The organism is Bacteroides sp. QWL-09, from assembly GCF_058683585.1.
Genome location: NZ_CM178748.1, coordinates 3,292,982 through 3,316,718, shown reverse-complemented (window position 1 = coordinate 3,316,718; position 23,737 = coordinate 3,292,982). Strand labels below are relative to the sequence as shown.

General features: G+C 42.3%; 16 protein-coding genes. 8 read left to right on the top strand and 8 right to left on the bottom strand.

All coding sequences use genetic code 11. The features are described 5' to 3' along the window. Positions 1-5: 5 nt before the first annotated feature. Both AC4PG5_RS13320 and AC4PG5_RS13315 read left to right on the top strand, forming a co-directional pair. On the top strand, positions 6-575 hold the full coding sequence (locus AC4PG5_RS13320) for a chromate transporter (protein ID WP_492029344.1): 570 nt from the start codon (positions 6-8) through the stop codon (positions 573-575). Beyond that, on the top strand, positions 572-1,123 hold the full coding sequence (locus AC4PG5_RS13315) for a chromate transporter (protein WP_492029343.1): 552 nt from the start codon (positions 572-574) through the stop codon (positions 1,121-1,123). Before AC4PG5_RS13320 ends, AC4PG5_RS13315 begins: the two co-directional genes overlap by 4 nt. Positions 1,124-1,246: 123 nt before the next feature. Here AC4PG5_RS13315 and AC4PG5_RS13310 read toward each other — a convergent pair whose 3' ends face one another. After that, positions 1,247-2,749: a glycoside hydrolase family 10-like protein gene (locus tag AC4PG5_RS13310; RefSeq protein WP_492029342.1), complete on the bottom strand. Its 1,503-nt coding sequence runs from the start codon at positions 2,747-2,749 to the stop codon at positions 1,247-1,249. A 219-nt stretch (positions 2,750-2,968) separates the two neighbouring features. On the opposite strand from AC4PG5_RS13310, the gene uvrA reads away from it, so the two are divergent. Continuing rightward, positions 2,969-5,743 carry an excinuclease ABC subunit UvrA gene (gene uvrA, locus AC4PG5_RS13305; protein ID WP_492029341.1) on the top strand — a complete coding sequence of 925 codons (2,775 nt, stop codon included), beginning with the start codon at positions 2,969-2,971 and terminating at the stop codon, positions 5,741-5,743. Between the two features lie 197 nt (positions 5,744-5,940). Continuing rightward, positions 5,941-9,021, top strand: coding sequence for a DUF6250 domain-containing protein (locus AC4PG5_RS13300; RefSeq protein WP_492029340.1), 3,081 nt, complete (start codon positions 5,941-5,943; stop codon positions 9,019-9,021). Positions 9,022-9,227: 206 nt separating this feature from the next. Here the strand turns inward: AC4PG5_RS13300 and AC4PG5_RS13295 are convergent, their stop codons facing one another. The 5 genes from AC4PG5_RS13295 to ilvD all read right to left on the bottom strand — a co-directional run bounded on the left by AC4PG5_RS13295 (position 9,228) and on the right by ilvD (position 16,142). After that, the gene (locus AC4PG5_RS13295) at positions 9,228-10,157 is read right to left on the bottom strand and encodes a DMT family transporter (protein ID WP_492029339.1); all 930 of its coding nucleotides are present in this window, start codon (positions 10,155-10,157) and stop codon (positions 9,228-9,230) included. A gap of 719 nt (positions 10,158-10,876) precedes the next feature. After that, positions 10,877-11,923, bottom strand: coding sequence for a ketol-acid reductoisomerase (ilvC, locus tag AC4PG5_RS13290; protein WP_492029338.1), 1,047 nt, complete (start codon positions 11,921-11,923; stop codon positions 10,877-10,879). Between the two features lie 76 nt (positions 11,924-11,999). After that, positions 12,000-12,560 (bottom strand): acetolactate synthase small subunit, encoded by a 561-nt coding sequence (ilvN, locus tag AC4PG5_RS13285; protein WP_492029337.1) that lies wholly within the window; start codon positions 12,558-12,560, stop codon positions 12,000-12,002. 33 nt (positions 12,561-12,593) lie between these two features. Continuing rightward, positions 12,594-14,291: a biosynthetic-type acetolactate synthase large subunit gene (gene ilvB / locus AC4PG5_RS13280; RefSeq protein ID WP_492029336.1), complete on the bottom strand. Its 1,698-nt coding sequence runs from the start codon at positions 14,289-14,291 to the stop codon at positions 12,594-12,596. A 48-nt stretch (positions 14,292-14,339) separates the two neighbouring features. Continuing rightward, the gene (gene ilvD, locus AC4PG5_RS13275) at positions 14,340-16,142 is read right to left on the bottom strand and encodes a dihydroxy-acid dehydratase (RefSeq protein WP_492029335.1); all 1,803 of its coding nucleotides are present in this window, start codon (positions 16,140-16,142) and stop codon (positions 14,340-14,342) included. A gap of 457 nt (positions 16,143-16,599) precedes the next feature. Between ilvD and AC4PG5_RS13270 the strand changes: the two genes are divergently transcribed. Continuing rightward, on the top strand, positions 16,600-17,202 hold the full coding sequence (locus AC4PG5_RS13270) for an FKBP-type peptidyl-prolyl cis-trans isomerase (protein ID WP_492029334.1): 603 nt from the start codon (positions 16,600-16,602) through the stop codon (positions 17,200-17,202). A 71-nt stretch (positions 17,203-17,273) separates the two neighbouring features. On the opposite strand, the gene AC4PG5_RS13265 is transcribed toward AC4PG5_RS13270, so the two are convergent. After that, on the bottom strand, positions 17,274-18,560 hold the full coding sequence (locus AC4PG5_RS13265) for an L-cysteine desulfidase family protein (protein ID WP_492029333.1): 1,287 nt from the start codon (positions 18,558-18,560) through the stop codon (positions 17,274-17,276). A gap of 227 nt (positions 18,561-18,787) precedes the next feature. On the opposite strand from AC4PG5_RS13265, the gene AC4PG5_RS13260 reads away from it, so the two are divergent. After that, on the top strand, positions 18,788-19,906 hold the full coding sequence (locus AC4PG5_RS13260; RefSeq protein ID WP_492029332.1) for a PCMD domain-containing protein: 1,119 nt from the start codon (positions 18,788-18,790) through the stop codon (positions 19,904-19,906). Between the two features lie 12 nt (positions 19,907-19,918). Continuing rightward, positions 19,919-20,704, top strand: coding sequence for a porin family protein (locus AC4PG5_RS13255; RefSeq protein WP_492029331.1), 786 nt, complete (start codon positions 19,919-19,921; stop codon positions 20,702-20,704). A 101-nt stretch (positions 20,705-20,805) separates the two neighbouring features. Here the strand turns inward: AC4PG5_RS13255 and AC4PG5_RS13250 are convergent, their stop codons facing one another. After that, complete coding sequence (locus AC4PG5_RS13250) at positions 20,806-22,299, bottom strand: PCMD domain-containing protein (RefSeq protein WP_492029330.1); 1,494 nt, start codon at positions 22,297-22,299, stop codon at positions 20,806-20,808. A 353-nt stretch (positions 22,300-22,652) separates the two neighbouring features. Here AC4PG5_RS13250 and aroC point away from each other — a divergent pair, with 353 nt between their 5' ends. Next, complete coding sequence (gene aroC / locus AC4PG5_RS13245; protein WP_492029329.1) at positions 22,653-23,732, top strand: chorismate synthase; 1,080 nt, start codon at positions 22,653-22,655, stop codon at positions 23,730-23,732. Positions 23,733-23,737: the final 5 nt, after the last annotated feature.

The following is a 23,737-nucleotide window of genomic DNA, read 5'->3' as shown; positions in this document are numbered from 1 at the left end:
AGATCATGAACCTATATTTAAAATCCTTCTTTATTTTTTTCAAGATTGGGGCTTTTACAATAGGCGGTGGTTATGCCATGATTCCATTAATAGAAAACGAGATCGTCATCAAACGAAATTGGATCACACGAGAAGAGTTTATGGATCTGTTAGCCCTTGCTCAATCAGCACCCGGAGTATTGGCAGTCAACATTGCGATCTTTATTGGTTATAAATTACGTAAAGTACGTGGCAGCATAGTCACCACCTTAGGTGCAGTGCTCCCCTCTTTCATCATCATTTTGTGTATCGCCCTTTTTTTCTCCGGATTTAAGGAACACCCCATCGTAGAACGACTCTTTAAAGGAATACGCCCGGCAGTCGTCGCTTTAATAGCCGCACCAACTTTCACCATGGCCCGTTCAGCTCAAATCAGCAAATACAATATTTGGATTCCAGTCCTGTCCGCGTTGCTCATTTGGTTATTAGGGACCTCACCCGTTTGGATCATTCTCGGGGCAGGTATTGGAGGATACCTCTTTTATCTATTTGAACGGAAAAACAAAAAATTTTTCCATAAAAAGAAGTCATCATGATTTATTTACAACTTTTCTATACCTTTTTTAAGATAGGCCTTTTCGGGTTTGGAGGAGGATATGCCATGCTTTCAATGATACAGAATGAAGTTGTCACCCACCACCACTGGATTGGGAAGTCAGAATTCACGGATATCATTGCCATCAGTCAGAGCACACCGGGCCCAATAGGAATTAATGCAGCCACCTATGTCGGGTACACTTCTACGGATAGTATCTGGGGATCAGTCGTTGCAACATTTGCAGTGGTTCTCCCTTCATTTATTTTGATGCTTACCATCAGCCGTTTTTTCCTCAAACACCATAAAAATCCCATAGTAGAAGCTGTATTTAGGGGACTTCGTCCAGCTATCGTGGGACTACTTGCAGCAGCAGCACTTGTTTTGATGACGCCCGATAATTTTAGTTCGCCCACCAACGATCCCTATTCATTTACAATTAGCTGCATTATCTTCATCGGCACTTTTATTGCCACCCGATATTATAAATTAAATCCAATCAAATTGCTGATCATTTCAGGCGTCGCAGGATTCCTACTCTATTCATAGCTCTTTAACATCCCCAAAAACAAAGAAAAGAACCAATAAAAAAGTCACTCCGTTTTGAAATTCAAACAGAATGACTTTAAAAAATAAATCCTTCAGATCTTAAGATCCTATTCGATAGCCAACTTATAGCTTAATTTTCTTACTGACCGACTTCGATTCGTTATGCAAGCGATCGAGTGCAGTCACCACATAACGATATTTCACCTTACCATCATTATAAGGTAACACATAATAGCAATCCCGTGTAATCGCAACAATATGCGAAGGGTCATTCAAATTCACTTTCTCTTTCGATTCAAAGCGATACACAACATATTGAACCGGTCGATCCATCTCTGTTTTAAATTTCGATGCCGTCCAAAACAAGATATATCCATCGGATGTCCATACCCCCTTCATCTTACGCACTTTATCCGGTGCTTTATGATCTATAAAATCGAATACCGGAACCAGAGCCGGATATTTATGATATTCTTGTTCAAGAGCACTTCTGTAATTCCCCATATTGTCAACCAAAGCAGTAGAATACCATTGGCAACTTCCTCCAATCGTCTGATAAGCCCGTTGATAAGCCATCTTACGAGGTAGTTGATTCATCTCCGGATTTATCGGATCAGCATTCTGAACCGAGTTAGGAATAGACTGTCCAACAAATAGCGGACGATTCTCAGTATGTTGAGCCCACCATTTGACTAAAGTTTCATAATCTGCTGCAGGATGTCCGATCTGCCAATAAATCTGAGGAATATTATAATCGATCCATCCTTCACGGGCCCACAACAACACATCGGCATACAAGTCATCATAGTTCTGCAAACCATTCGTAGCACTGCCTAAAGGATCACTCTTCTGATTACGATAAATACCAAATGGACTAATACCAAATTTAACCCAAGGTTTCAGCCCCCGAATCGTTTCATGAAGTTGACGAATCAACACGTTCACATTACTTCTACGCCAATCGGCCTTATTGGTAAATCCACCGCCATAACGAGCAAAGCTTGCTTCATCAGGGAAATCCTTCCCTTTGATCGGATACGGATAAAAGTAATCGTCCATATGAATCGCGTCCACATCATAACGAGAGACAATATCAGTCACCACCTTACGAATATGATCACGACTTTGAGGTAATGCCGGATCAAAATAGAGTTGATCACCATACGTCACAAACCATTCAGGATGTTCATGATACACATGCGTCGAAGCCAACTGATTCTTCAGTGACGTTTTAACTCGATATGGATTAATCCACGCATGAAACTCCATATTTCGCTTATGACACTCCTCAATCATGAACTGCATCGGGTCCCACATTGGAGAAGGTATCCGCCCTTGTTCACCCGTAAGGAAGCGGCTCCATGGCTCATACTGCGAAGCATAAAGTGCATCCGCTTCCGGTCGCACCTGGAAAATAACCGCATTAATCCCAGCACGCTGCATCACGTCCAACTGATGTATTAATGTTTGTTGTAGTTTTTCGGTAGTCAAACCACGGAACTGACTATTGACCGTTTGCATCCATGCCCCACGAAATTCGCGTTTCGGATACCGTTCGGGTGTTTGTGCGCTGACTCTAAAGCAAAAGAGAAGAGCCGCTAAAAGCATGAGGTTCTGTAATTTCATATCAAGATAGGTGTTATTATGGACACAAAGATAATACAAGCCTCCACCAACTCCAACAATCCGCAAATCATTCTGTTAAAATAAGACAGAATTGTCCACCTTCAGTCGCCCACACAACAAGAGGAATTGCACTCTTATCTCAATTTTATCCTTTGAATATCTGTGCACTCGGAAGAAAATCGCTAACTTTGCCCTTTATCGTTTCAAAATGCTATTTCTATGTCAGAAAACAACTATATCTCAATCAAAGGTGCAAGAGTCAACAACCTCAAAAATATAGATGTAGAGATTCCTCGAAACAAATTAGTGGTCATCACCGGTTTGTCGGGATCGGGCAAATCCTCTTTGGCCTTCGATACGCTTTACGCCGAAGGACAACGTCGCTATGTAGAAAGCTTAAGCAGTTATGCGCGACAGTTCCTAGGCCGTATGAGCAAACCCGAATGTGATTTCATCAAAGGTATTCCACCGGCTATCGCCATTGAACAAAAAGTAAATAGTCGTAACCCACGCTCCACTGTAGGTACATCGACCGAAATATATGAGTATCTCCGTCTCCTCTATGCCCGTGTTGGCAAGACTTTCAGCCCAGTCAGCGGTACAGAGGTGAAGAAACACTCCATTGAAGACATAGTCAACTGTATGTTATCCTATCCACTAGGAACGCGCTATACCGTACTTACACCTATCCTTTTACGAGAAGGGCGCACACTAGCCGAACAGTTAGACATCGATCTCAAACAAGGATTCAACCGTATTGAAGTCAACGGAGAAATGACGCGTATCGACGAATACACCATCCAGCCCTCAGACAACGTATACTTGATGGTCGACCGTATGGCCACCGATAAATCGAAAGACTCCATCAGTCGCCTCAACGACTCTGCCGAAACCGCCATGTATGAAGGTGACGGCACCTGCATGTTACGATTCTATCTTCCAGATGGAACCACCAAGCTACATACTTTCAGTACAAAATTTGAAGCTGATGGGATGGTGTTTGAAGAACCCAACGATCAGATGTTCTCTTTCAACTCACCGATTGGTGCTTGTCCCGAATGCGAAGGATTTGGTAAGGTAATTGGCATCGACGAACACCTTGTTGTGCCCGACCGTTCGCTATCGATCTACGATGGTGCAGTGGTCTGTTGGCGTGGCGAAAAGATGGGAGAGTGGAAAGATCAACTGATCAAACATGCCGGAACCTTCAACTTCCCCATCTTTACCCCTTACTATGAGCTAAGTGACGAACAACGGCAACTCTTGTGGGAAGGGAACGACTCTTTTCATGGCATTAACGACTTCTTCAAGATGCTTGAAGAAAACCAATATAAGATTCAATACCGAGTGATGTTAGCGCGCTATCGCGGAAAGACCGTTTGCCCAAAATGTAAAGGTACCCGCCTCAAACCGGAAGCCTCGTATGTAAAAGTTCACGGAAAAAGCATCTCCGAGCTAGTCGATCTCCCGATCATAGAACTTAAAACCTTCTTCGATCATCTGAATCTGAGCGAGCACGACACCAATGTCGCTCGTCGTATCCTTATTGAAATAAACAGTCGCATTCGTTTCTTGATCGACGTCGGATTGGGTTATCTTACCCTCAATCGATTAAGCAACTCCCTTTCCGGAGGAGAAAGCCAACGTATCAACCTAGCCACTTCCCTAGGAAGCAGCTTGGTCGGTAGCTTGTACATCCTCGACGAACCAAGTATCGGACTCCATAGTCGCGATACCGACAAACTCATTCACGTCCTCCGTCAGCTCCAAGAGCTAGGTAACACGGTGGTCGTCGTAGAGCATGATGAAGAAATCATTCGTGCCGCCGATTACATCATTGATATCGGTCCTAATGCCGGTCGTCTAGGTGGTGAAGTCGTCTATTGTGGTGATATGAACGATCTGCAAAAAGGTACCACTAGTCACACCGTACGTTATCTCCTCCATGAAGAGGAAATTCCAGTCCCCAACTATCGACGACAATGGAACAATTATATCGAGATCAAAGGCGCTCGACAAAACAATCTTAAAGGCGTCGACGTTCGTTTTCCGCTCAATGTCATAACCGTCGTGACCGGGGTTTCCGGATCAGGGAAAAGTACATTAGTACGCGACATCTTCTATCGCGCCTTAAAACGGGAGCTGGATGAGTGCACCGAACGTCCGGGAGAATTTTCGTCAATAGGTGGTTGTTTGCGCGACTTACGTAACGTGGAGTTCGTCGACCAAAACCCTATTGGAAAATCCTCACGTTCCAATCCGGTGACCTACCTCAAAGCCTACGATGAGATTAGAAAGCTGTGGGCCGAACAGACCTTGGCCAAACAAATGGGATATACCGCCGGATACTTCAGCTTCAACAATGAAGGCGGACGCTGCGAAGAGTGTAAAGGCGAAGGGCGCATTACCGTCGAGATGCAATTCATGGCCGACCTGGTTCTAGAGTGCGAATCGTGTCACGGCAAACGATTTAAAGCCGACACTCTAGAAGTCAAATATCAAGATAAAAATATCTATGATATTTTAGAAATGACAGTTGACCAAGCCGTTGAGTTTTTCGCTGAACAAGGTCAAAAGAAAATCATTAAGAAGCTTCTTCCATTGCAAGAAGTGGGACTCGGATACATCAAACTTGGCCAGCCCTCTTCTACCCTCTCAGGGGGAGAGAGTCAACGCGTCAAACTCGCCTTCTATCTCAGTCAGGAGAAAGCCGATCCGACCCTTTTCATCTTTGATGAACCGACCACCGGATTACATTTCCACGATATTCGCAAACTACTGGACGCTTTTGAAGCCTTGATCCGTCGCGGACATACCATCTTAATTATCGAGCACAATATGGACGTCATTAAATGCGCCGATTACGTGATCGACCTCGGTCCGGAAGGGGGCGACAAGGGTGGGCACTTAGTTGTGGCCGGTACTCCTGAAGAAGTGGCCGACTGTGCAGCCAGCTACACCGGACAATTTTTGAAAGAGAAGCTAAACGCCTAAAACGTGGGATCTCATTCCACGTTTTATCTTTCATTGAGTGAACCATTCATCACTAAATGGCTCGCTCAATGAACCTTTGCATCATTCTGGAATAAAGGTAATTGATAAGGGATGGACAATTCTATCACTTTTTCTGTATAATAACAACCCTCAATTGCCTGTCCAAAATGTATTTTTGTCCTAAAAACCAAATCAACATGAACCACTTAAGAATTCTACTCATTGGAATACTTCTCGCCTATCTACCTGAAGCGAAAGCCGCTCAAGGTACAAAAGGGCTCAACTCGTGGCGATCGGAAGACTCTTCCGGTAAAGCCAGAATCACCTCAAATGGTCGACTGACAGATATCGTTTCACCAGACGGATTAACATTATGGTACGATACCCTGCTGACCGGCGACTATGAGATTAGCTATCGTATGAAGGTCGTTATGGAAAATGGCAAATACGATCGTCTAAGCGACATGAACTGTTTTTGGGGAGCTAAAGATCCCAAAAATCCCAACAATCTTTTCGCTCGCAGTCAATGGCGTAAAGGCATTTTTGCAAATTACAATCCTCTCAATCTTTTTTATGTCGGCTACGGAGGCAATGAAAATAAAACGACCCGTTTCCGGCAATACCATGGCGAGTACTACGGAATAGACGATAGTAAAATTAAGCCAATACTCAAAGAATATACCGACCCATCACATTTGCTCAAACCGAACAAATGGTATGAGATCGTGATTAATGTCGGTCATGGGATGACCACGTTCCGTTGTGACGGAGAAGTCATGTTCAGCCTACCAATAGAAAAAGGAGAAGCCGACGGCTATTTTGCCATCCGACTTTGGAAGAATCATGTGCAACTCACCGATCTAAAAATTAGAACTAACGAGCCACAATTCGCTTTTCAGAACTATCGTCGTTATGACCAAACCTCTAATATCGGTCAGCCGAACGAAAAGACGGAAGCCATCAAAACATTGCGAACTTATTTCCATGAACACCCTTATCGGGCAACCAGAGACAAAGATCCTCAAGCAGCTTCTACCTTCCTAAATGCACTAACTCCCGACGGACGATTTACCGATCTGAATGAAACCGAAGCACGTTTCGAACGTGAAAATGCTTATCAAAAAGGATTCCAGAATACTGTCAACGATCAAGTCGGCATCTTTATTGGTGATGCTCTCAATCGCATCTACTGTATTGGAGAAGCTTATCGCAAAGGTCAACTGAATAAAGAACAAGCTTTGGACGACAAGGTACTTAAAGCCATCGTACATTATGGACAGTTAGAAATTTCACGTCCCAATGACAAACCACGCTTTCACGCCTCCTGCTTTGCCATTCCAACCATTGCCTCAAACATCTATTTTGCTCTTCTAGATCAGATGGATGAAGCCGAAAAGACAAACAGCCCATCGACACTTAAGGACGCGTGTGAAATGCTCAAAGTATTAGGATTGCAAGCCTATACACAACCTTTACGTAACGATGAGACCGACCAGAATATTGTCTCACTCGAACGTTTCCGCAACCACGTTTGGTGGGTAGGTGGCAATGCCCTAGCTTATCGCTCATTACTTCCAGTAGCCGCCATGTACCACTCCGTACCAATGGTCGATCTCCTTGCCGAGGTTTGTCAACGAGGTATCAGCATGACTTCACAAACCACTTATAACGATTCTTTCTGGACTGAAGGGTTCACCGCCGACGGAGCAGGTTGGGGACACGGCATGCAGTGCTTAATCTGGGGATATCCAATCGATGGGACTTTCAATGCCTTGAACATCCTTGGCATGCTCAAAGGGACTCCATGGGCTAAAAAACTAAACCGCACTAATGTAGAAGCGCTCATGAACTTCTTCCACGGTGGTAATTGGTACTACTACAAAGGCTACCGTCTCATCGGGCTAGACCGTAACTCTTACGTTTACAATCCAGACGAAAAGCCTATTTCTTATCTAAAAATGCTCAATAACGTCTTGAAAGATTGGTCTTCTTCATTCACCTCCGAAGAACTGAAAGAATTAAAACAGTTGAAGAAGGAAGCCGGGAAGAACCGCATCCAAATGGCCAATACTCCAGAAGGGATCTATCACGGCACTCGTTGGTTCTACAACAACGACGACTTGATGAAGAAAACCCCCGACTATCAGTTCTGCATCAACATGGCCTCTTTCCGAGTAGATGGACTAGAGAGCGCTGCTTTTGCCGACAATTACAACTTTTACCCAACCGATGGTATGACGCTCTTTCAACGCGATGGAGATGAATACTTCCGTGTCATGGGCGGCTGGGACGTTACCGCTTCACCGGGGGTCACTGCTCGTGAAGGCATGGACAAGCTCATCCCAGTGACCAACTGGAGAGGCTATTGCAGCCAACATAATTTTGCTGTGGGAACCACAGATGGTGGAGAGAATGCTGTAGGAGGCTACCTCTTTGAAAAAATGCACGGAGCTAGTAAGAAAGGCGTCAATGATCAAGGCGATAGTCAAGTCGACAATTCCCTACTTTACGGATTCAAAGCCTATAAAGGCTATTTCATCCTAGGCGATTATTTCATCGCTTTGGGAGCAGGCATCACTAACAACCGTCCAGAGATGGAAGGCACCATACGAACCACTATCGACCAAACCGCTTGGGTTGGACCAATCTACATCGATGGTCAGAAAAAAGAGTCGTTCAAGGAAGAAGTCAAAGCCATCAAGATCAACCTTAAGAAAACCAATTGGATCACCCAAGAAGGCAAATTCTCATACGCCGTCCTTCCTCAATACACCAAGAACCTTCAAGTTGCTTGTGAAACGCGCCCAGCCTCATGGGAAAAATTCAATCCATCGAATGCCAAGTTGAAAGGGTTACCCACCGAACTACCAACCCTACGTCTTTGGATTGATCACGGTCAGCAAGCTGTCAACGACACTTACGGTTATGTGGTCTATGCCGGTCAAGTACAACCCGCTTCAAAACTTCCTTTCGAAGTACTACGCAACGACACCTTAGTACAAGCCATTCGTTCTAAAGACAAAAAGGTCGTTGAGGCCGTCTTCTATAGCACATCATCACGCTTAGAGGCTAAAAAACTGACGTTGGAAGTTTCTTCTCCTTGCGCAGTCTTGTTGCAAGAGAAGAAAGACGGTTTAACCCTCTCAGTAACCGATGCCACCATGAATGCGAAACTAAAAAGCATTACGGTAACCCTCAACGGAAAACCAATTATCGTATCGCTACCTACAGGTCTCCACTGCGGAAAACCGACGACCGTCGTCATCAAAGAAGATTAATGGAATGAACAAAAAAGCAAATGAGCGAAATGAGTTCATTTCAAAAAGTATAGATCAACCAACCCAATATCACCGCTATAACCATTCTTAAAGCAGAGGTTTGGTTAAGGTTTCTAGAAAAGACTTCGGGCTGTTTCTCTTGTTTTGAGAAACAGCCCGATATTTTTATAAGGAAAGTGAACTTATTGTTAGAGTGCGTTATGGAGTTAGATAAAAAACAAAGAGACTCCCAGCACGCTGATCACAGCACCTATGATCTCTTTAAACGTAATTTGTTGCTTGAAAAAATAGTGTGATGGCCAAAGAATGAAGATGGGAGTCAGTGCCATCAAGGTCGCTGCAATACCGGCTTCAGTATATTGAACAGCCATTAATGAAAAAGAAACCCCGATGAACGGGCCAAAAATGGTTGCGCCTAAAGCAGAGCCCATTCCTTTATAATCTTTGCGGGCAGTCATTAGCGTATGAAATTGTTTTTTATACCCCATAATCAAGATGAAGCTGATTGCTCCCACAGCGGCACGAATAAAAGTCGCAGCAAAAGGGACTAAGTTCGACACAGATTCCATGTGTTCAGGAATGGCCGCTTCATAATAGTTCATACCTATTTTGCTCAGTACTAAACCAACGCCTTGCCCTACCCCGGCACCAATGCCAAAGAGTACACCTTTCAAGGGCAACTTTAATCCGATCTTTTTGGAACTACCACGACTTAACACAGAAAGTCCAATGCCAAACAAAGTAATCATCATACCGGCTAAGGTCTGAAGCGACAACTTTTCACCCAATATGATCCATCCGGAAAAAGCAGCAGCTATGGGAGCTACAGTCATAAATAACTGTCCGAACCGAGAGCCGATGAGTACATACGCATTAAAGAGGCAATAATCTCCTAACACATATCCCACGAATCCCGATAATGAGAGCCAAATTAAAGTTTCTGAATCGGTATAGAGAGGAAAAAATGAACCGGTAAACCACCACAACGTTGCTCCAATCATGACAAAAGAAAGGACTAGTCGAATAACGTTCAATTGTAAGGCACCCAACCTTTTACTGGCTGTTTCAGCAAATAAAGCAGTGACGGTCCACGACATAGCCACGCCCAAAGAAAGTATTTCACCAAAGTATTGCATCTTTCTATCAATTAGGTCGCAAAGGTAGAATAAAAAAGCAAAGAATAAGATCTATTGATAAAGATGCCTATATGAATTGATTAAAAACTCTTTTTTCTTTGGGTCGGTATCGTTCTTTGATAGACTTTAGGCTACACCCATTCTGCCTAGGGCTAAGCCACTCGATCACATACGCTAAACTTTTTTCTTGCGATGATTTAATTGTTTGCCTATAGGTGTCTTTATGTTTGCCTATAGGCAAACTTTTGTTCGCCTACAGTGTTTCTTTCGTCCGCCTATAGGCGAACAAATAAGCAATAGCAAATTAAATGACTAGTTCTTACGAGCAAAAGAATTATTAATAAGAGGGACAACCTCAGGAAAAGAGGTCTATAAAGCTATTACAAGCTGATATTTAAGAAGCATTATCCCCTTTATTGTATATAGGTCTCAACACTCCAGAGTTTAGGGCAAAAAAAAAGGAGTACCGCTGTACTCCAACCTTTGTTAACCTTAAATCTAATACTATGAAAAACACAGTACAAAGGTACGAACTCTGGGAACATCTGCAAACTTTCCAAAGGAAAAACGATGTTCTATAACATGTTTTAAGAGATCTCACAAGGTTGTTAACAAAACCAGAGTAGAAAAACCAGAATAAAGAAAGAGCACCTAAATATAGATGCTCTTTCTTTATTCTTCACTCGTCTAAAAGCAACGAGCACTAAACGCTCGGCTGATTAGTTGTTTTCCGGACGAAGTTTACGAACCACAGCACCCGTCTGCCACATCTCACTCTCACGAAGCTGGCGAAGCTCCTCGTTCAACTTCTCACGGTAATCGGATTTCGAGTTACTGTCGATAGAGATCTGAGCCTCATTGCCAGTCTTCACGCTATCGTACAACTGATGCATCACCGGTTTAATCGCATCGTGAAAAGGCCCCATCCAATCCAGAGCTCCACGCTGAGCAGTAGTCGAACAGTTGGCATACATCCAGTCCATACCGTTCTTTGCAAACAACGGCATCAAGGATTGAGTTAACTCTTCAACAGTCTCGTTGAATGCTTCCGACGGTGTATGTCCATTTTCACGAAGCACTTCATATTGCGCTAACAACAAACCTTGGATCGCTCCCATCAATGAACCGCGTTCACCGGTCAAATCGGAATACACTTCACGTTTAAAAGTTGTTGAGAATAGATAGCCCGAGCCGACTCCAATACCTAGCGCAACGACTCTATCCCAAGCTTTGCCTGTGGCATCTTGATGAATGGCAAATGAAGAGTTCAAGCCACGTCCTTCAAGGAACATCGTACGCAAAGAAGTTCCCGAACCTTTAGGAGCCACTAGAATCACATCAACATCAGCCGGAGGCACAATACCGGTACGATCGTTGTAGGTCACTCCAAAGCCATGTGAAAAATAAAGGGCTTTTCCCGGGGTCAAATGTTTCTTAACTGTCGGCCATACTTCGATCTGAGCAGCATCCGACAATAAATATTGTATGATGGTTCCACGTTCACAAGCCTCTTCAATTTCGAATAAAGTTTCTCCAGGTACCCAACCGTCCGCAATGGCTTTTTCCCAAGTCTGACCACCTTTACGCTGACCAACAATGACATTGAAGCCATTATCGCGCAAGTTTAACGACTGTCCGGGGCCTTGAACGCCATAGCCAATCACCGCAATGGTCTCACCGGTTAATACTTCACGTGCCTTCTCTAATGGAAATTCATCCCGTGTTACCACATTTTCAGTAACACCACCAAAATTCATTTCTGCCATGGTTTCTTTGTTTTTATTTTGATAGCTCCGCTATCCGTTATTAATCTTTTTACTATAATATCCTTATTCATTTCACTCATTCCAATGACGAATCTAAAGCCAGATGACTCGCTTCGCGTGCATCCAGAAATTCATTCACCCGCTCAAAACAACTCGTCGTGATCGCAACTCTGCCCGAACGGACAAACTGAAGTACACACTTCAACACTTGCAGTTCATCGTATAACGAGGTAATATCTTCACTCTTACCATTTTTCTCGATGATAGAGAACACCGGGTTCATCTCCACAATACGCGCATTGTACTTTCTGATGACTGCCGAAGCTTCAGCATGATCTTGAAAAATCGCTGTGGCTACTTTATATAATGCGATTTCATGGAAATAAGTTTCCTCATCGGTGAAATAATGCGCTTGAATCACATCGATACGTTTCTCTATCTGCCTCACCACTTTCTCAATCGTCTCAGCATCACTCCAGGCTGTAATGGTATACTTATGCACTCCTTTTATAGAAGAAGCCGATACATTCAAGCTTTCAATATTAATCTGCCGACGAGTAAAAACGGCGGTCACCTGATTCAACAAACCGGCAAAATGCTCGGAATGAACGATGATGGTATATAATATTTTCTCCACGTTTTGTCTAGTTTAATAGTTTACAATACGAGCTTAACACTCTAACAACATCTGACTCACCGTTCCACCCGGAGGAGTCATCGGCATGACATTACCTTCTTCTTCAACACAAACTTCCAACAAGTAAGGACCGTCGGTACGTAACATTTCGTCGATCGCCCCGTTCAACTCCGTTCGTTCTGAGATGCGTTTTGAAGGAATATCGTAAGCCGAACAGATCTTCATATAATCAGGATTGAGCATCGGGGTAAAGGAGTAACGGCGATTGAAAAACATCGCTTGCCATTGACGAACATTACCTAGATAATTATTATTCAACACAACGACCTTTACCGGCGACCCTTGTTCCATGATGGTGCCTAGCTCTTGAATGTTCATCTGCAAACCTCCGTCACCCATAAAAGCACAAACCGTACGATCGGGAGCACCAAACGTTGCACCAATGGCAGCCGGCAAGCAAAATCCCATGGTTCCTAAACCACCGGAAGTGACAATACTACGTTTCTGAGTATATTTAAAATAACGGGCAGACAACATCTGATTCTGTCCCACATCGGTCACCAAAATTGCTTCATTTTTGGTCGCCTCACTGACTGCTCGAGCCACCTCTCCCATGGTCAAGCCTCCCGAAGCAGCATGCAATTCTTTTCGGATGACCTTCTCATATTCTACTGTTTCATATTCTTTAAAACCATTCACCCAGTCATCATGAGTCTTTTTCTTCAATAAGCGAGTCACGGCCGAAAGGGTCTGTTTGCAATTGCCCAATACAGCGACATCCACTTTAACATTCTTATTAATCTCGGCCGGATCAATATCAAAATGAATAATCTTAGCTTGTTTGGCATAAGTCGCTAAGTTGCCGGTTACCCGATCATCAAAGCGCATCCCTACGGCAATCAACACATCACACTTATTGGTGTTAATATTAGGACCTAAATTACCATGCATTCCCAACATCCCTTTATTCAAAGGATGTTCAGTCGATAGCGCTGATAAGCCAAGCAACGTACATCCTACCGGCATACCACCAGTCTCGATGAAGGTCTTCAACTCTTCTTGCGCATGTCCTAACTCAACCCCTTGTCCCACAAGAACAAAAGGGGTTTTTGCCTCATTGATCAGTTGTGCCGCCTGCTCAATTGCCTGCTCATCCATCTCCGGAGTCGGTACATAGCTACGAACGAAATCGATCGTCTGAGGAGTATAATTCGTCTTGGTCAACTGCGCATCTTTTGTAAAGTCAAGTACCACAGGTCCAGGGCGACCGCTACGAGCAATATAAAAAGCACGTGCTACGGCCCAAGCCACATCTTCGGCACGGCGAATCTGATAACTCCATTTTGAGATGGGTTGAGTAATATCGACTAAGTCGACTTCCTGAAAAGCATCTGTGCCCAAAAAGCCACTAGCCACTTGTCCGGATATAACAACGATCGGCGTACTATCCATCATCGCATCAGCAATACCCGTTACCGTATTAGTCGCACCCGGTCCGCTAGTCACCAGACAAACTCCAACTTCTCCTGAGACCCGTGCAAAACCTTGCGCCGCGTGGGCAGCACCTTGTTCGTGTCGAACCAACACATGATTCAACGTACTTTGATGATCGTACAAGGCATCAAATACCGGCATAATCGATCCACCGGGATAACCAAATATTGTTTTTACGCCATGATGTTCTAACGAACGCATTAATATTTCTGCACCAGTTATTAAATCCTTACTCATATTCTCTACCTTTTAATCCTACATTATTACTCTTTACCTCTCTAGTAATTAATCGATTAGTCTTATCGCTCCTTGATCGGCCGAACTCACCATAGCAGCATAAGCTTTTAAGCTTTTCGAAACCGAGCGTTGTCGGGTGACTGTTCGCATCGGGCGTTTAGCAAGTTCTTCATCGGTCAGCCGCACATTAATGGTACGTTCAGGAATATTTATTTCAATGATATCACCATCTACAATTTTACCTATAGATCCTCCGGCAGCAGCTTCCGGCGAAATATGTCCGATACTCAATCCGGACGTCCCGCCGCTAAATCGTCCGTCGGTAATCAAGGCACACTCTTTACCTAAATGACGAGACTTGATATAGGAGGTGGGATATAACATCTCTTGCATACCGGGACCGCCCTTGGGACCTTCATGGGTGATGACCACCACATCGCCTCGTTCGACTGTTCCTTTCAAGATGCCTTCACAAGCAGCATCCTGCGAATCGAAAACTTTAGCCGGACCTGTAAACGTCCAGATCGATTGATCCACACCCGCCGTTTTTACGACGCAACCATTCAGCGCAATGTTACCTTTTAAGATAGCCAATCCACCGTCTTTGCTATACGCATGGTCGACATCGCGGATACAACCTTCTGCACGATCAGTATCGAGGGTATCGTAATAGGCGTTCTGAGAACCTAGTTCTAAGTTGAATCGGCGACCGGGTGCACTTCGATAGCGTTTGGTCTTTTCGGCATCAATCGTTGTAGAAAGGATGCCGTATCGAGCGATCGCTTCACCTAAAGTCAGTCCGTCAACGCGACGAACAGCCGTATCTATCAAATCAGCCTTAGCCAATTCACCCATGATCGATAAGATTCCACCTGCTCGGTTAACGTCTTGAATGTGATACTTCGGAGAATTCGGAGCCACCTTGCACAGACAAGGGGTGCGACGAGACAGTCCGTCAATATCGTTCATCGTAAAGTCGACCTCTGCTTCATGGGCAATGGCCAACAGATGGAGAATAGTATTGGTCGACCCTCCCATAGCAATATCGAGCGTCATAGCATTCAAAAAAGATTGCCGGGTGGCAATCGATCGAGGAAGGACAGATTCATCTCCGTCTTGATAATATTTATAAGCATTCTCAACAATCAGTTGAGCCGCTTCTTGAAACAACTGTTTTCGGTTCTCATGTGTGGCCACAATGGTACCATTACCCGGTAATGCCATTCCAATGGCTTCATTCAAGCAGTTCATCGAATTGGCCGTAAACATCCCCGAACAAGAGCCACAAGTGGGACACGCATGCTGTTCAATGCCCCGAACTTCTTCGTCACTAACACTATCGTCGGCTGCAGTGACCATTGCATCCACTAAATCTAACGAACGCCCTTTCCACTCACCGGCTTCCATCGGCCCTCCGGAAACAAAAACCGCAGGAATATTCAGTCTCATCGCAGCCATTAACATACCCGGTGTAATTTTATCGCAGTTACTGATACAAATCATCGCATCTGCTTTATGGGCATTCACCATATATTCCACACTATCGGCAATGATATCGCGCGATGGTAAAGAATACAGCATACCGTCATGTCCCATTGCAATCCCGTCGTCAATAGCAATCGTATTAAACTCAGCTGCAAAACAACCTCGTTTTTCAATCTCTGATTTAAGAAACTGACCGATGTGATGCAAATGGACATGCCCGGGAACAAACTGGGTGAAAGAGTTAACAATAGCAATAATAGGCTTGCCGATTTGTTCAGGTTTCATACCATTAGCCATCCACAATGCCCGAGCACCTGCCATCCTTCGACCTTGAGTGCTATGTAAACTACGTAATTGTTTTTTCATTCTAAATTCTTTTATAAAAAAAGCCTTTCTCAACACAGTGAGAAAGGCCTAAATCTATTTTTATGATGCAATGCTATATACAACAACCTCCCTCACACTTTGGTTTGAATAATGACCAGAATGCTAATAATATGCAGGACCACAAGAATAATTGATGTATATGAGTTCATAATGTTTCTATGATGTTATGCCGCAAAGGTAAACGGTTTTTTATTAAAAGCAAACAATTTGAATAAAAAATTAAAAGAAATAATTAAAATCGTAAGAAAACAGAGTAAAAGACATCCATTTTATTACTTCTATATATATTATGGTAAGTCTAAGAGTATAGCGACATAAACAAAAGATCTTAATAATAGGAAAATAACACAGACAGATTAATTTGGAAATTAAATAATTCGTATATTTGTTGCCCGGGGTATAACCGGACACATTTAATTTAGAATAAAAAAATCAAATGGAAACAGCAGAAAACAAATACATCACCGTTGCATACAGATTGTATACAACAGAAGATGGAGTGAAAGAGTTAGTAGAAGAAGCAAAAGCTGAACACCCGTTTCAGTTCATCTCCGGATTAGGAACAACGCTTGATGCGTTTGAAAAGGAAATAGCCCCCCTAGAAAAAGGTGGTTCTTTTGAATTCACCATTGCTTCTAAAGATGCTTATGGCGAATACGATGAAGCACATGTTATCGATTTACCAAAGCAAGTCTTTGAAATTGAAGGTAAGTTTGATCATGAACATATTGTAGAAGGTAATGTTGTGCCTTTAATGACTTCAGACGGACAACGTGTTAATGCTTCGGTTGTTGAGATTAAAGAAGACGTTGTTGTGGTTGACCTTAACCACCCATTGGCAGGTTCTGATTTGACATTTGCCGGTGAAGTTATCGAAAATCGTTTAGCTACCAATGAAGAAATTCAAGAGCTTATCAAGATGATGACAGGTGGTAATGATGGTTGTGGTTGCGGTAGCTGCGGTGGCGGTTGTGAAGACGGCTGTTGCGATGATGGTTGCGATGACCAAGGTTGCGGCGGCGGATGTGGTTGCCACTAATTGACATGAGATAAAAAGAATAAAAAAACAGGGTTAAGTTAAATCTTAATCCTGTTTTTTTATTCTTTTTATCAACAACCTTTTTGAGTCATAATATCCAAAACGACTTTATCAGTCTCGTTCATTCCGGTCGACCCAATACGTGTCAAGTTACGAATGCTTTGATCTACATCTTCATCAATAATCCCTTCGACAGAAGTTACAAAGCGATTTTCCATAGCCATCATAGCCGACAGGACAGCTGTAGAGACTCCGGTCGTTACTTTTAAGGCACAACTAGGCTTTGCTCCATCGCAAATCATCCCGGTTAGATTGGCAATCATATTCTGAACCGCGTAAGCAACTTGTTCATAAGTTCCGCCCATCAACCAAGTGATACCACAGCTCGATCCGGTAGCTGCAACCACACAACCACACAAGGCCGAAAGACGTCCAAGGCTTTGCTTAATATAAATCACAGTCAGATGACTCATCATCAATGCCCGAATAAGTTCTTCCTCCGACTTATTGTTTTCTTCGGCATAAATAACCACCGGCAGTGTCGCTGATATTCCTTGATTACCACTACCGGAATTACTCATGACGGGAATCATAGCACCAGCCATACGAGCATCACAAGCACCAGAGGTGTACGATAAGATGTGAGAGAACGTACTATCTCCCATAATTTTATGTTCGTAACTTCCACGAAGCATTTTGCCTAACGAATGGCCATAATTTCCTTCAAATGATTTCTCGGCTGCTGATTTGTTTACTTTAGCGGTTTCGAGGATGAATTCAATCTCTTCTAAAGGAGCTGTCGTCGCGAAGTCAAAAACCTTCCGCAGAGTCAGTTCCAAAGGTTCTTCTTCAATTTCCTCACTTATCTTGAGCTCTTTATTTAATAAAATCTGGTTATCTTTAGAGAGATAGATAAAATTCGTATGCCCACCGGCAATAATTGCTTTAGATTCTTGACAGTCTGAGAAACAACTCACTTCTATATATAATTTCTCAGTAATATCCTCTTTCAAGGCAATTGATATGCGTTTCTCATCAATATAGTTCTTCCCCTTTTGGACAAAGTCGGGAGTTAAATCTTTAAGGACCTCAAGTTGATACTCCGATTTTCCGACCAATGCCCCCAAAGCAACCGCAATCGGCAAGCCTATCATATCGGTTCCGGGGATTCCCACTCCCATGGCATTTTTCAGAATGTTTGCACTTAAAAAAACAGTTATTCGGTCAGGAATAGTACCTAATAATTCAGTAGCTTTAGCTACGCATAGCGCCACGGCAATAGGCTCAGTGCAACCTATAGCAGGAATGACTTCTTGTCGCACTAAATTTAAAATTTGAGTTCTCTCAGATAAGGTCATAAAGTTATTCGATTATTGGATTTTAAATCGCTACAAAAATAAGAAATTTCGTTAGAAACTATAGGATTTATAGGCCTTTTTTAGATCAATACTCAAGACCATTTTATCATCACATCATAAGAATTTATAAATCCACACAAATTAAATCTATTTTTCAAAAAAGAAAACTAACTTTGTCAGCAAGTCTTAAATTTGATACTTTATTTTTAATCTAAAACTTAATAAATATGAACTTCAAGACAGTGATGGTTTATGCTTGTTCACTCTTCTTATCGAGTGCCTGTATACAAGAAGAAGCTTTAAATTCAGAAGCAGCAATCGATAGATGCGATGGCAAAGACGTCCAATTAGCCAATATCAATGCCGATTCTAAGGAAATTAATATTTACGTCAACAAAGGAGCGAATTTATCAAAACAAGAGTTAAGATTCACCTTAGCAAAAGAATCATCGATAAAGGTTAATGAGAATAAACCGGGCGACACACCGATGAGTTACGATTTCAGTGAAGCTCCTCACACAAGACAATTTACGGTAACGTCTGAAGACGGTCTATTTAAGCCTGTTTATACCGTTCAGATCATTCCGACAGAGTTACCACTCAACTTTCACTTTGAAACCTTGCTCAACACCACTAATACCCCTTACGACATTTTTTATGAACTCGATCGAAACTTAGGCCGGGTATTACAATGGTCGACAGGCAACCCTGGTTACAAGCTCACAGGAATGGCACAAACGCGTGAGGATTATCCAACCGTACAAGTTGCGGACGGCTATCAAGGAAAAGCGCTTAAGTTAGAGACAAGAAGCACCGGTAGCTTTGGCGCCATGGCGAAAATGTACATTGCCGCAGGTAATCTATTTGTTGGATCGTTCGACCTTGGTAATGCATTGACCAATCCTTTAAAATCAACTAAATTCGGTTATCAGTTCTACAACATACCAACCCGTTTGAAAGGTTATTATAAATACAAATCCGGACCAATGTATAGTGTGAACGGACAGGCACAAGCCGGAGTCAAAGACCGTTGTGATATTTATGCGATGATGTACGAAGCTGAAGATAATACCATCATGCTAAACGGAGAAAATGCTTTAACCTCAGAAAGTATCGTCTTATTAGCTCAAATAAAACCGGAGGACATTATCGAAGGGGATCAATGGATAGCCTTTGATCTCCCATTTGAACCTGTAAATAATAAAACCATTGATCAGCAGAAGCTGAAAGATGGAAAATACAAATTAGGAATCGTACTATCCTCAAGTGCAGATGGGGCACATTTTAAAGGAGCCGTCGGCAGTACTTTATATATTGATGAAATGGAATTAGTTTGTGAAAAATAAAAAGAATAACAGATGAAAAGATCTAGACTCATTAGCACTCTATTAATAGCGTTCCTATTTTGTTCGGTCGCACAAGCGCAAGAAGACAGAACAAAAGGCATCGTATGGTCTTACCTCCATGGATGGGAGTATAGCATTAAAGCCGGACTCAGCATTGGTGGAACCTCACCATTGCCTCTTCCTCGAGAAATTAGAGAAATAGACCATTATAGTCCGGGATTGGCAACCTCCATTGAAGGAAACGCCACTAAATGGTTCGACGATAAAAAGCAATGGGGGCTCACCTTAGGACTTCGTTTGGAGAATAAAAACATGACGACTAAAGCCTCCGTAAAAAATTATGGGATGAAAATCATTAATACCAATGGTGGTGAACTGGAAGGTTTATGGACCGGTGGAGTAAAAACAGATGTTAAGAACTCCTATCTGACCATTCCTATTCTAGCTAACTACAAAGTGAGCAAACGTTGGAAAATTGTTGCCGGACCTTATCTCTCCTACTTACTTGACGGAAATTTCTCCGGACATGTGTATAAAGGACATTTACGCACCCCTGACGAAACCGGCTCTCGCGTAGATTTCACAGGAGAAAGTATTGCAACTTACGATTTCTCAGATAATCTAAGAAAACTTCAATGGGGTATGCAACTCGGTGGAGAGTGGCGAGCGTTTAAGCACTTAAATGTCCATGCTGACTTAACTTGGGGATTGAATGATATCTTCAAAAAGGACTTTGATACTGTAAAATTTGCATTATATCCCATATATCTCACTCTCGGATTTGGATACGCATTCTAACACAAAACTCCAATAAAGAAAGATACCAATAAAGAAAACTCCGGTCTCTACACTAAAAGAATAGAGATCGGAGTTATTTATTTTATTCAGACGGTAGCTGATTATTCAGCAACAATACAAAAATCGTCGATTAACAACGTACTCCCGCCTGCACCTTTAAAGGTATCACCATCTTTACTTGAAGAACAAACGATAGCCAATTTATATTTTGCCCCAGCTTCATAACTTTGTCCATTTAAGTAAGTGAAAGGAATATCAAAATAAGTGTATTCAGCCTTAGCCGTTCCGTCAGCCAATTGGGCAACAGCAACTCTTTTAGCCGAATTATTCAAATCGTGACCGGTCAAGACTTCTGCATCATCGGTGATTTTGTATAAAACAGCTTGAATAGCACATTGGTCTATTTGATCGAGCGTCTTAATATTCTGGTAATCAGACCCATCAATATATTTAGTTCCCGGAGTGTATTTATACCAACCTCTAAAAAATAACGGTTTTTGAGTATAGGCTAAACCGAATTTCGTTGAAGACAAACGATCGGTCATCGCTGCTGCTAAATCAAAAACACCGGTATATAAAGAACCGGCTGTAATAGCAGGAACTAAAGCATTAGCATACTCGCTAGTATCCATAGTCACCATTTTAACTGCAAAACTTCCATTCTTTTTATCCTCAGATTTATAAATCGGCGTGCCCTGAATGCCATAAAAACTTAGAAACATTGCCCCTTCAGCACTTGAAGCCCAAATCGTTTTCGGCATCGGATAATCATAATATTTCACGCCATCACTTTCGTAAGTTCCCCACTCTTCAAAATCATAGAAAGCCACTGTATTCGTTCCTTCAATAAAAGCTTTATACTCCTTCACAGTACCATTTTCTGCAATAACGGTATAAGTCACTTTATTATTATTAGAAAAATCTTGTGTCACGCCCGTAGCAGGCATCATGACAGCTTTATCTGAAATGGCAATCGTCGGCGTCAATTTTAACTGTTCTGCTGTAGCATCCGAACTCACTTTAAAAACAATCGTTCCAGCCGTTTCATCAATCGTCGGTTGTTCAGTGACCACATTACTATCAAATGTAAAACTTAGAATCTTAGCTTCAGCACTTTCACTACCAGACAATTTATTTCCGGAATAAACAACTAAAACTTTCTGATTCAGCTTTTTCACCGTAATATTCAAACGGAGAGCAATTGCCTGTCCAACAATTGTACCTTCAGCCTCTACAAGACACTCACCAATCGCTTCAGGTAAAGACGTTAAAGTTTGATTTCCATCAAAAGAATAAGTCTTTCCCGAGAGTTTAACCTCACAGTTCGACAATGTGATCGTCCCCAAAGGGATATTCATAAAAACAAAATCTTTCAGTTCCAAATTCACCTTATTTCCGGCAGATTTTGTAATCGAGATATTCTTAGGAATATTATTTCCCATAGAAATACCATCTACAGTAATATCCAATGAACCTTTATAGGTTCCGGCAACCTCCGACTCAAGAGGAAGAACTTCTTCATCCTTACTACATCCTGTAAAAACGAGTAAAGACATTAAAGTCAAGAAAAAAACATTTAATACCTTCTTTTTCATATTGTATAATTTTAAAAAACAAAGCAAATTAATCAATTTATTTCAAAATATCCAAAATTTATCTTTACATTTTTAAAATTTTAATAAGAGAAGCTTTTTCAGTATTCTGCCAAACGGTGAAATTAAATCTATTTATCAAATAAACACGCTTTTTTCAAAGAATAATATAGAGCAACCAAAAAACAAAATTAACATTAGGACGTTATACTTTATACAAGTAGATAAACCTTTCGACTGATTTTAATGATAAAATTGAAAGTTTTGATATCTTTGTATATAATCCAAACATATCAACATTCTACCAAAAAGTTTATTATATTTGCATTTAAACAAACCTATAAAAAGCTGCAACTATGTTTAATTCATTTGGTCATATTTTCAGATTAACAAGCTTCGGAGAGTCACATGGTAAGGGTATCGGGGGAGTCATCGACGGCTTTCCTTCCGGAATAGCCATTGACGAAGCATTTGTGCAACAAGAGTTAAACCGTCGTCGTCCGGGACAGTCCGTCATCACAACAGCTCGTCGTGAGCCGGATGAAGTTGAGTTTCTTTCAGGCGTTTTCGAAGGGAAATCGACAGGATGTCCCATCGGTTTTATCGTTTGGAACAAGAACCAACATTCCAACGACTATAACAATCTTAAAAATGTCTACCGTCCATCACACGCCGATTACACCTATACGGTAAAATATGGCGTTCGCGATCATCGTGGAGGAGGCCGTTCATCAGCTCGTGAAACAATTGCTCGTGTTGTAGCCGGCGCATTAGCTAAACTTGCTCTAAGACAGCTAGGTATTAGCATCACCGCCTATACCTCACAAGTGGGTCCGATTAAGATCGATGGCCATTACACCGATTACGACTTGTCTACCATAGAAAGCAATCCAGTTCGCTGTCCTGACCAAGAAAAAGCCCAAGAGATGGAGGAACTGATCTATAAGATAAAAGGAGAAGGTGACACCATCGGAGGTGTATTGACTTGCGTTATTAAAGGTTGTCCTATTGGATTGGGAGAACCGGTATTCGGAAAGCTACATGCAGCATTATCCAATGCGATGTTAAGTATCAATGCGGCTAAAGCTTTTGAGTACGGTGATGGATTTAAAGGCTTAAAGATGAAAGGATCGGAACAAAATGATGTCTTTTATAACCACCATGGACGCATCGAAACCCGAACAAATCACTCCGGTGGAATACAAGGGGGAATCAGTAACGGACAAGATATCTATTTCCGTGTAGCATTCAAACCTGTTGCCACTGTTTTGATGGAGCAAGAAACCGTCAACATTGATGGCGTAGACACCACGATGAAGGCTCGAGGCCGTCACGATCCTTGTGTCTTACCACGTGCAGTTCCTATCGTCGAAGCTATGGCTGCCATGACTATTCTCGACTTTTATCTACTCGATAAAACCACACGATTATTCTAACGTAA

What these genes read in the sequence shown, in the direction of transcription:
- AC4PG5_RS13250 (WP_492029330.1), bottom strand. Translation starts at nt 22,299, where the DNA reads ATGAAAAAGAAGGTATTAAATGTTTTTTTCTTGACTTTAATGTCTTTA.
- AC4PG5_RS13300 (WP_492029340.1), top strand. Translation starts at nt 5,941, where the DNA reads ATGAACCACTTAAGAATTCTACTCATTGGAATACTTCTCGCCTATCTA.
- uvrA (WP_492029341.1), top strand. Translation starts at nt 2,969, where the DNA reads ATGTCAGAAAACAACTATATCTCAATCAAAGGTGCAAGAGTCAACAAC.
- AC4PG5_RS13265 (WP_492029333.1), bottom strand. Translation starts at nt 18,560, where the DNA reads ATGACCTTATCTGAGAGAACTCAAATTTTAAATTTAGTGCGACAAGAA.
- AC4PG5_RS13260 (WP_492029332.1), top strand. Translation starts at nt 18,788, where the DNA reads ATGAACTTCAAGACAGTGATGGTTTATGCTTGTTCACTCTTCTTATCG.
- AC4PG5_RS13320 (WP_492029344.1), top strand. Translation starts at nt 6, where the DNA reads ATGAACCTATATTTAAAATCCTTCTTTATTTTTTTCAAGATTGGGGCT.
- ilvD (WP_492029335.1), bottom strand. Translation starts at nt 16,142, where the DNA reads ATGAAAAAACAATTACGTAGTTTACATAGCACTCAAGGTCGAAGGATG.
- aroC (WP_492029329.1), top strand. Translation starts at nt 22,653, where the DNA reads ATGTTTAATTCATTTGGTCATATTTTCAGATTAACAAGCTTCGGAGAG.
- ilvB (WP_492029336.1), bottom strand. Translation starts at nt 14,291, where the DNA reads ATGAGTAAGGATTTAATAACTGGTGCAGAAATATTAATGCGTTCGTTA.
- AC4PG5_RS13315 (WP_492029343.1), top strand. Translation starts at nt 572, where the DNA reads ATGATTTATTTACAACTTTTCTATACCTTTTTTAAGATAGGCCTTTTC.
- AC4PG5_RS13270 (WP_492029334.1), top strand. Translation starts at nt 16,600, where the DNA reads ATGGAAACAGCAGAAAACAAATACATCACCGTTGCATACAGATTGTAT.
- AC4PG5_RS13255 (WP_492029331.1), top strand. Translation starts at nt 19,919, where the DNA reads ATGAAAAGATCTAGACTCATTAGCACTCTATTAATAGCGTTCCTATTT.
- ilvC (WP_492029338.1), bottom strand. Translation starts at nt 11,923, where the DNA reads ATGGCAGAAATGAATTTTGGTGGTGTTACTGAAAATGTGGTAACACGG.
- AC4PG5_RS13310 (WP_492029342.1), bottom strand. Translation starts at nt 2,749, where the DNA reads ATGAAATTACAGAACCTCATGCTTTTAGCGGCTCTTCTCTTTTGCTTT.
- AC4PG5_RS13295 (WP_492029339.1), bottom strand. Translation starts at nt 10,157, where the DNA reads ATGCAATACTTTGGTGAAATACTTTCTTTGGGCGTGGCTATGTCGTGG.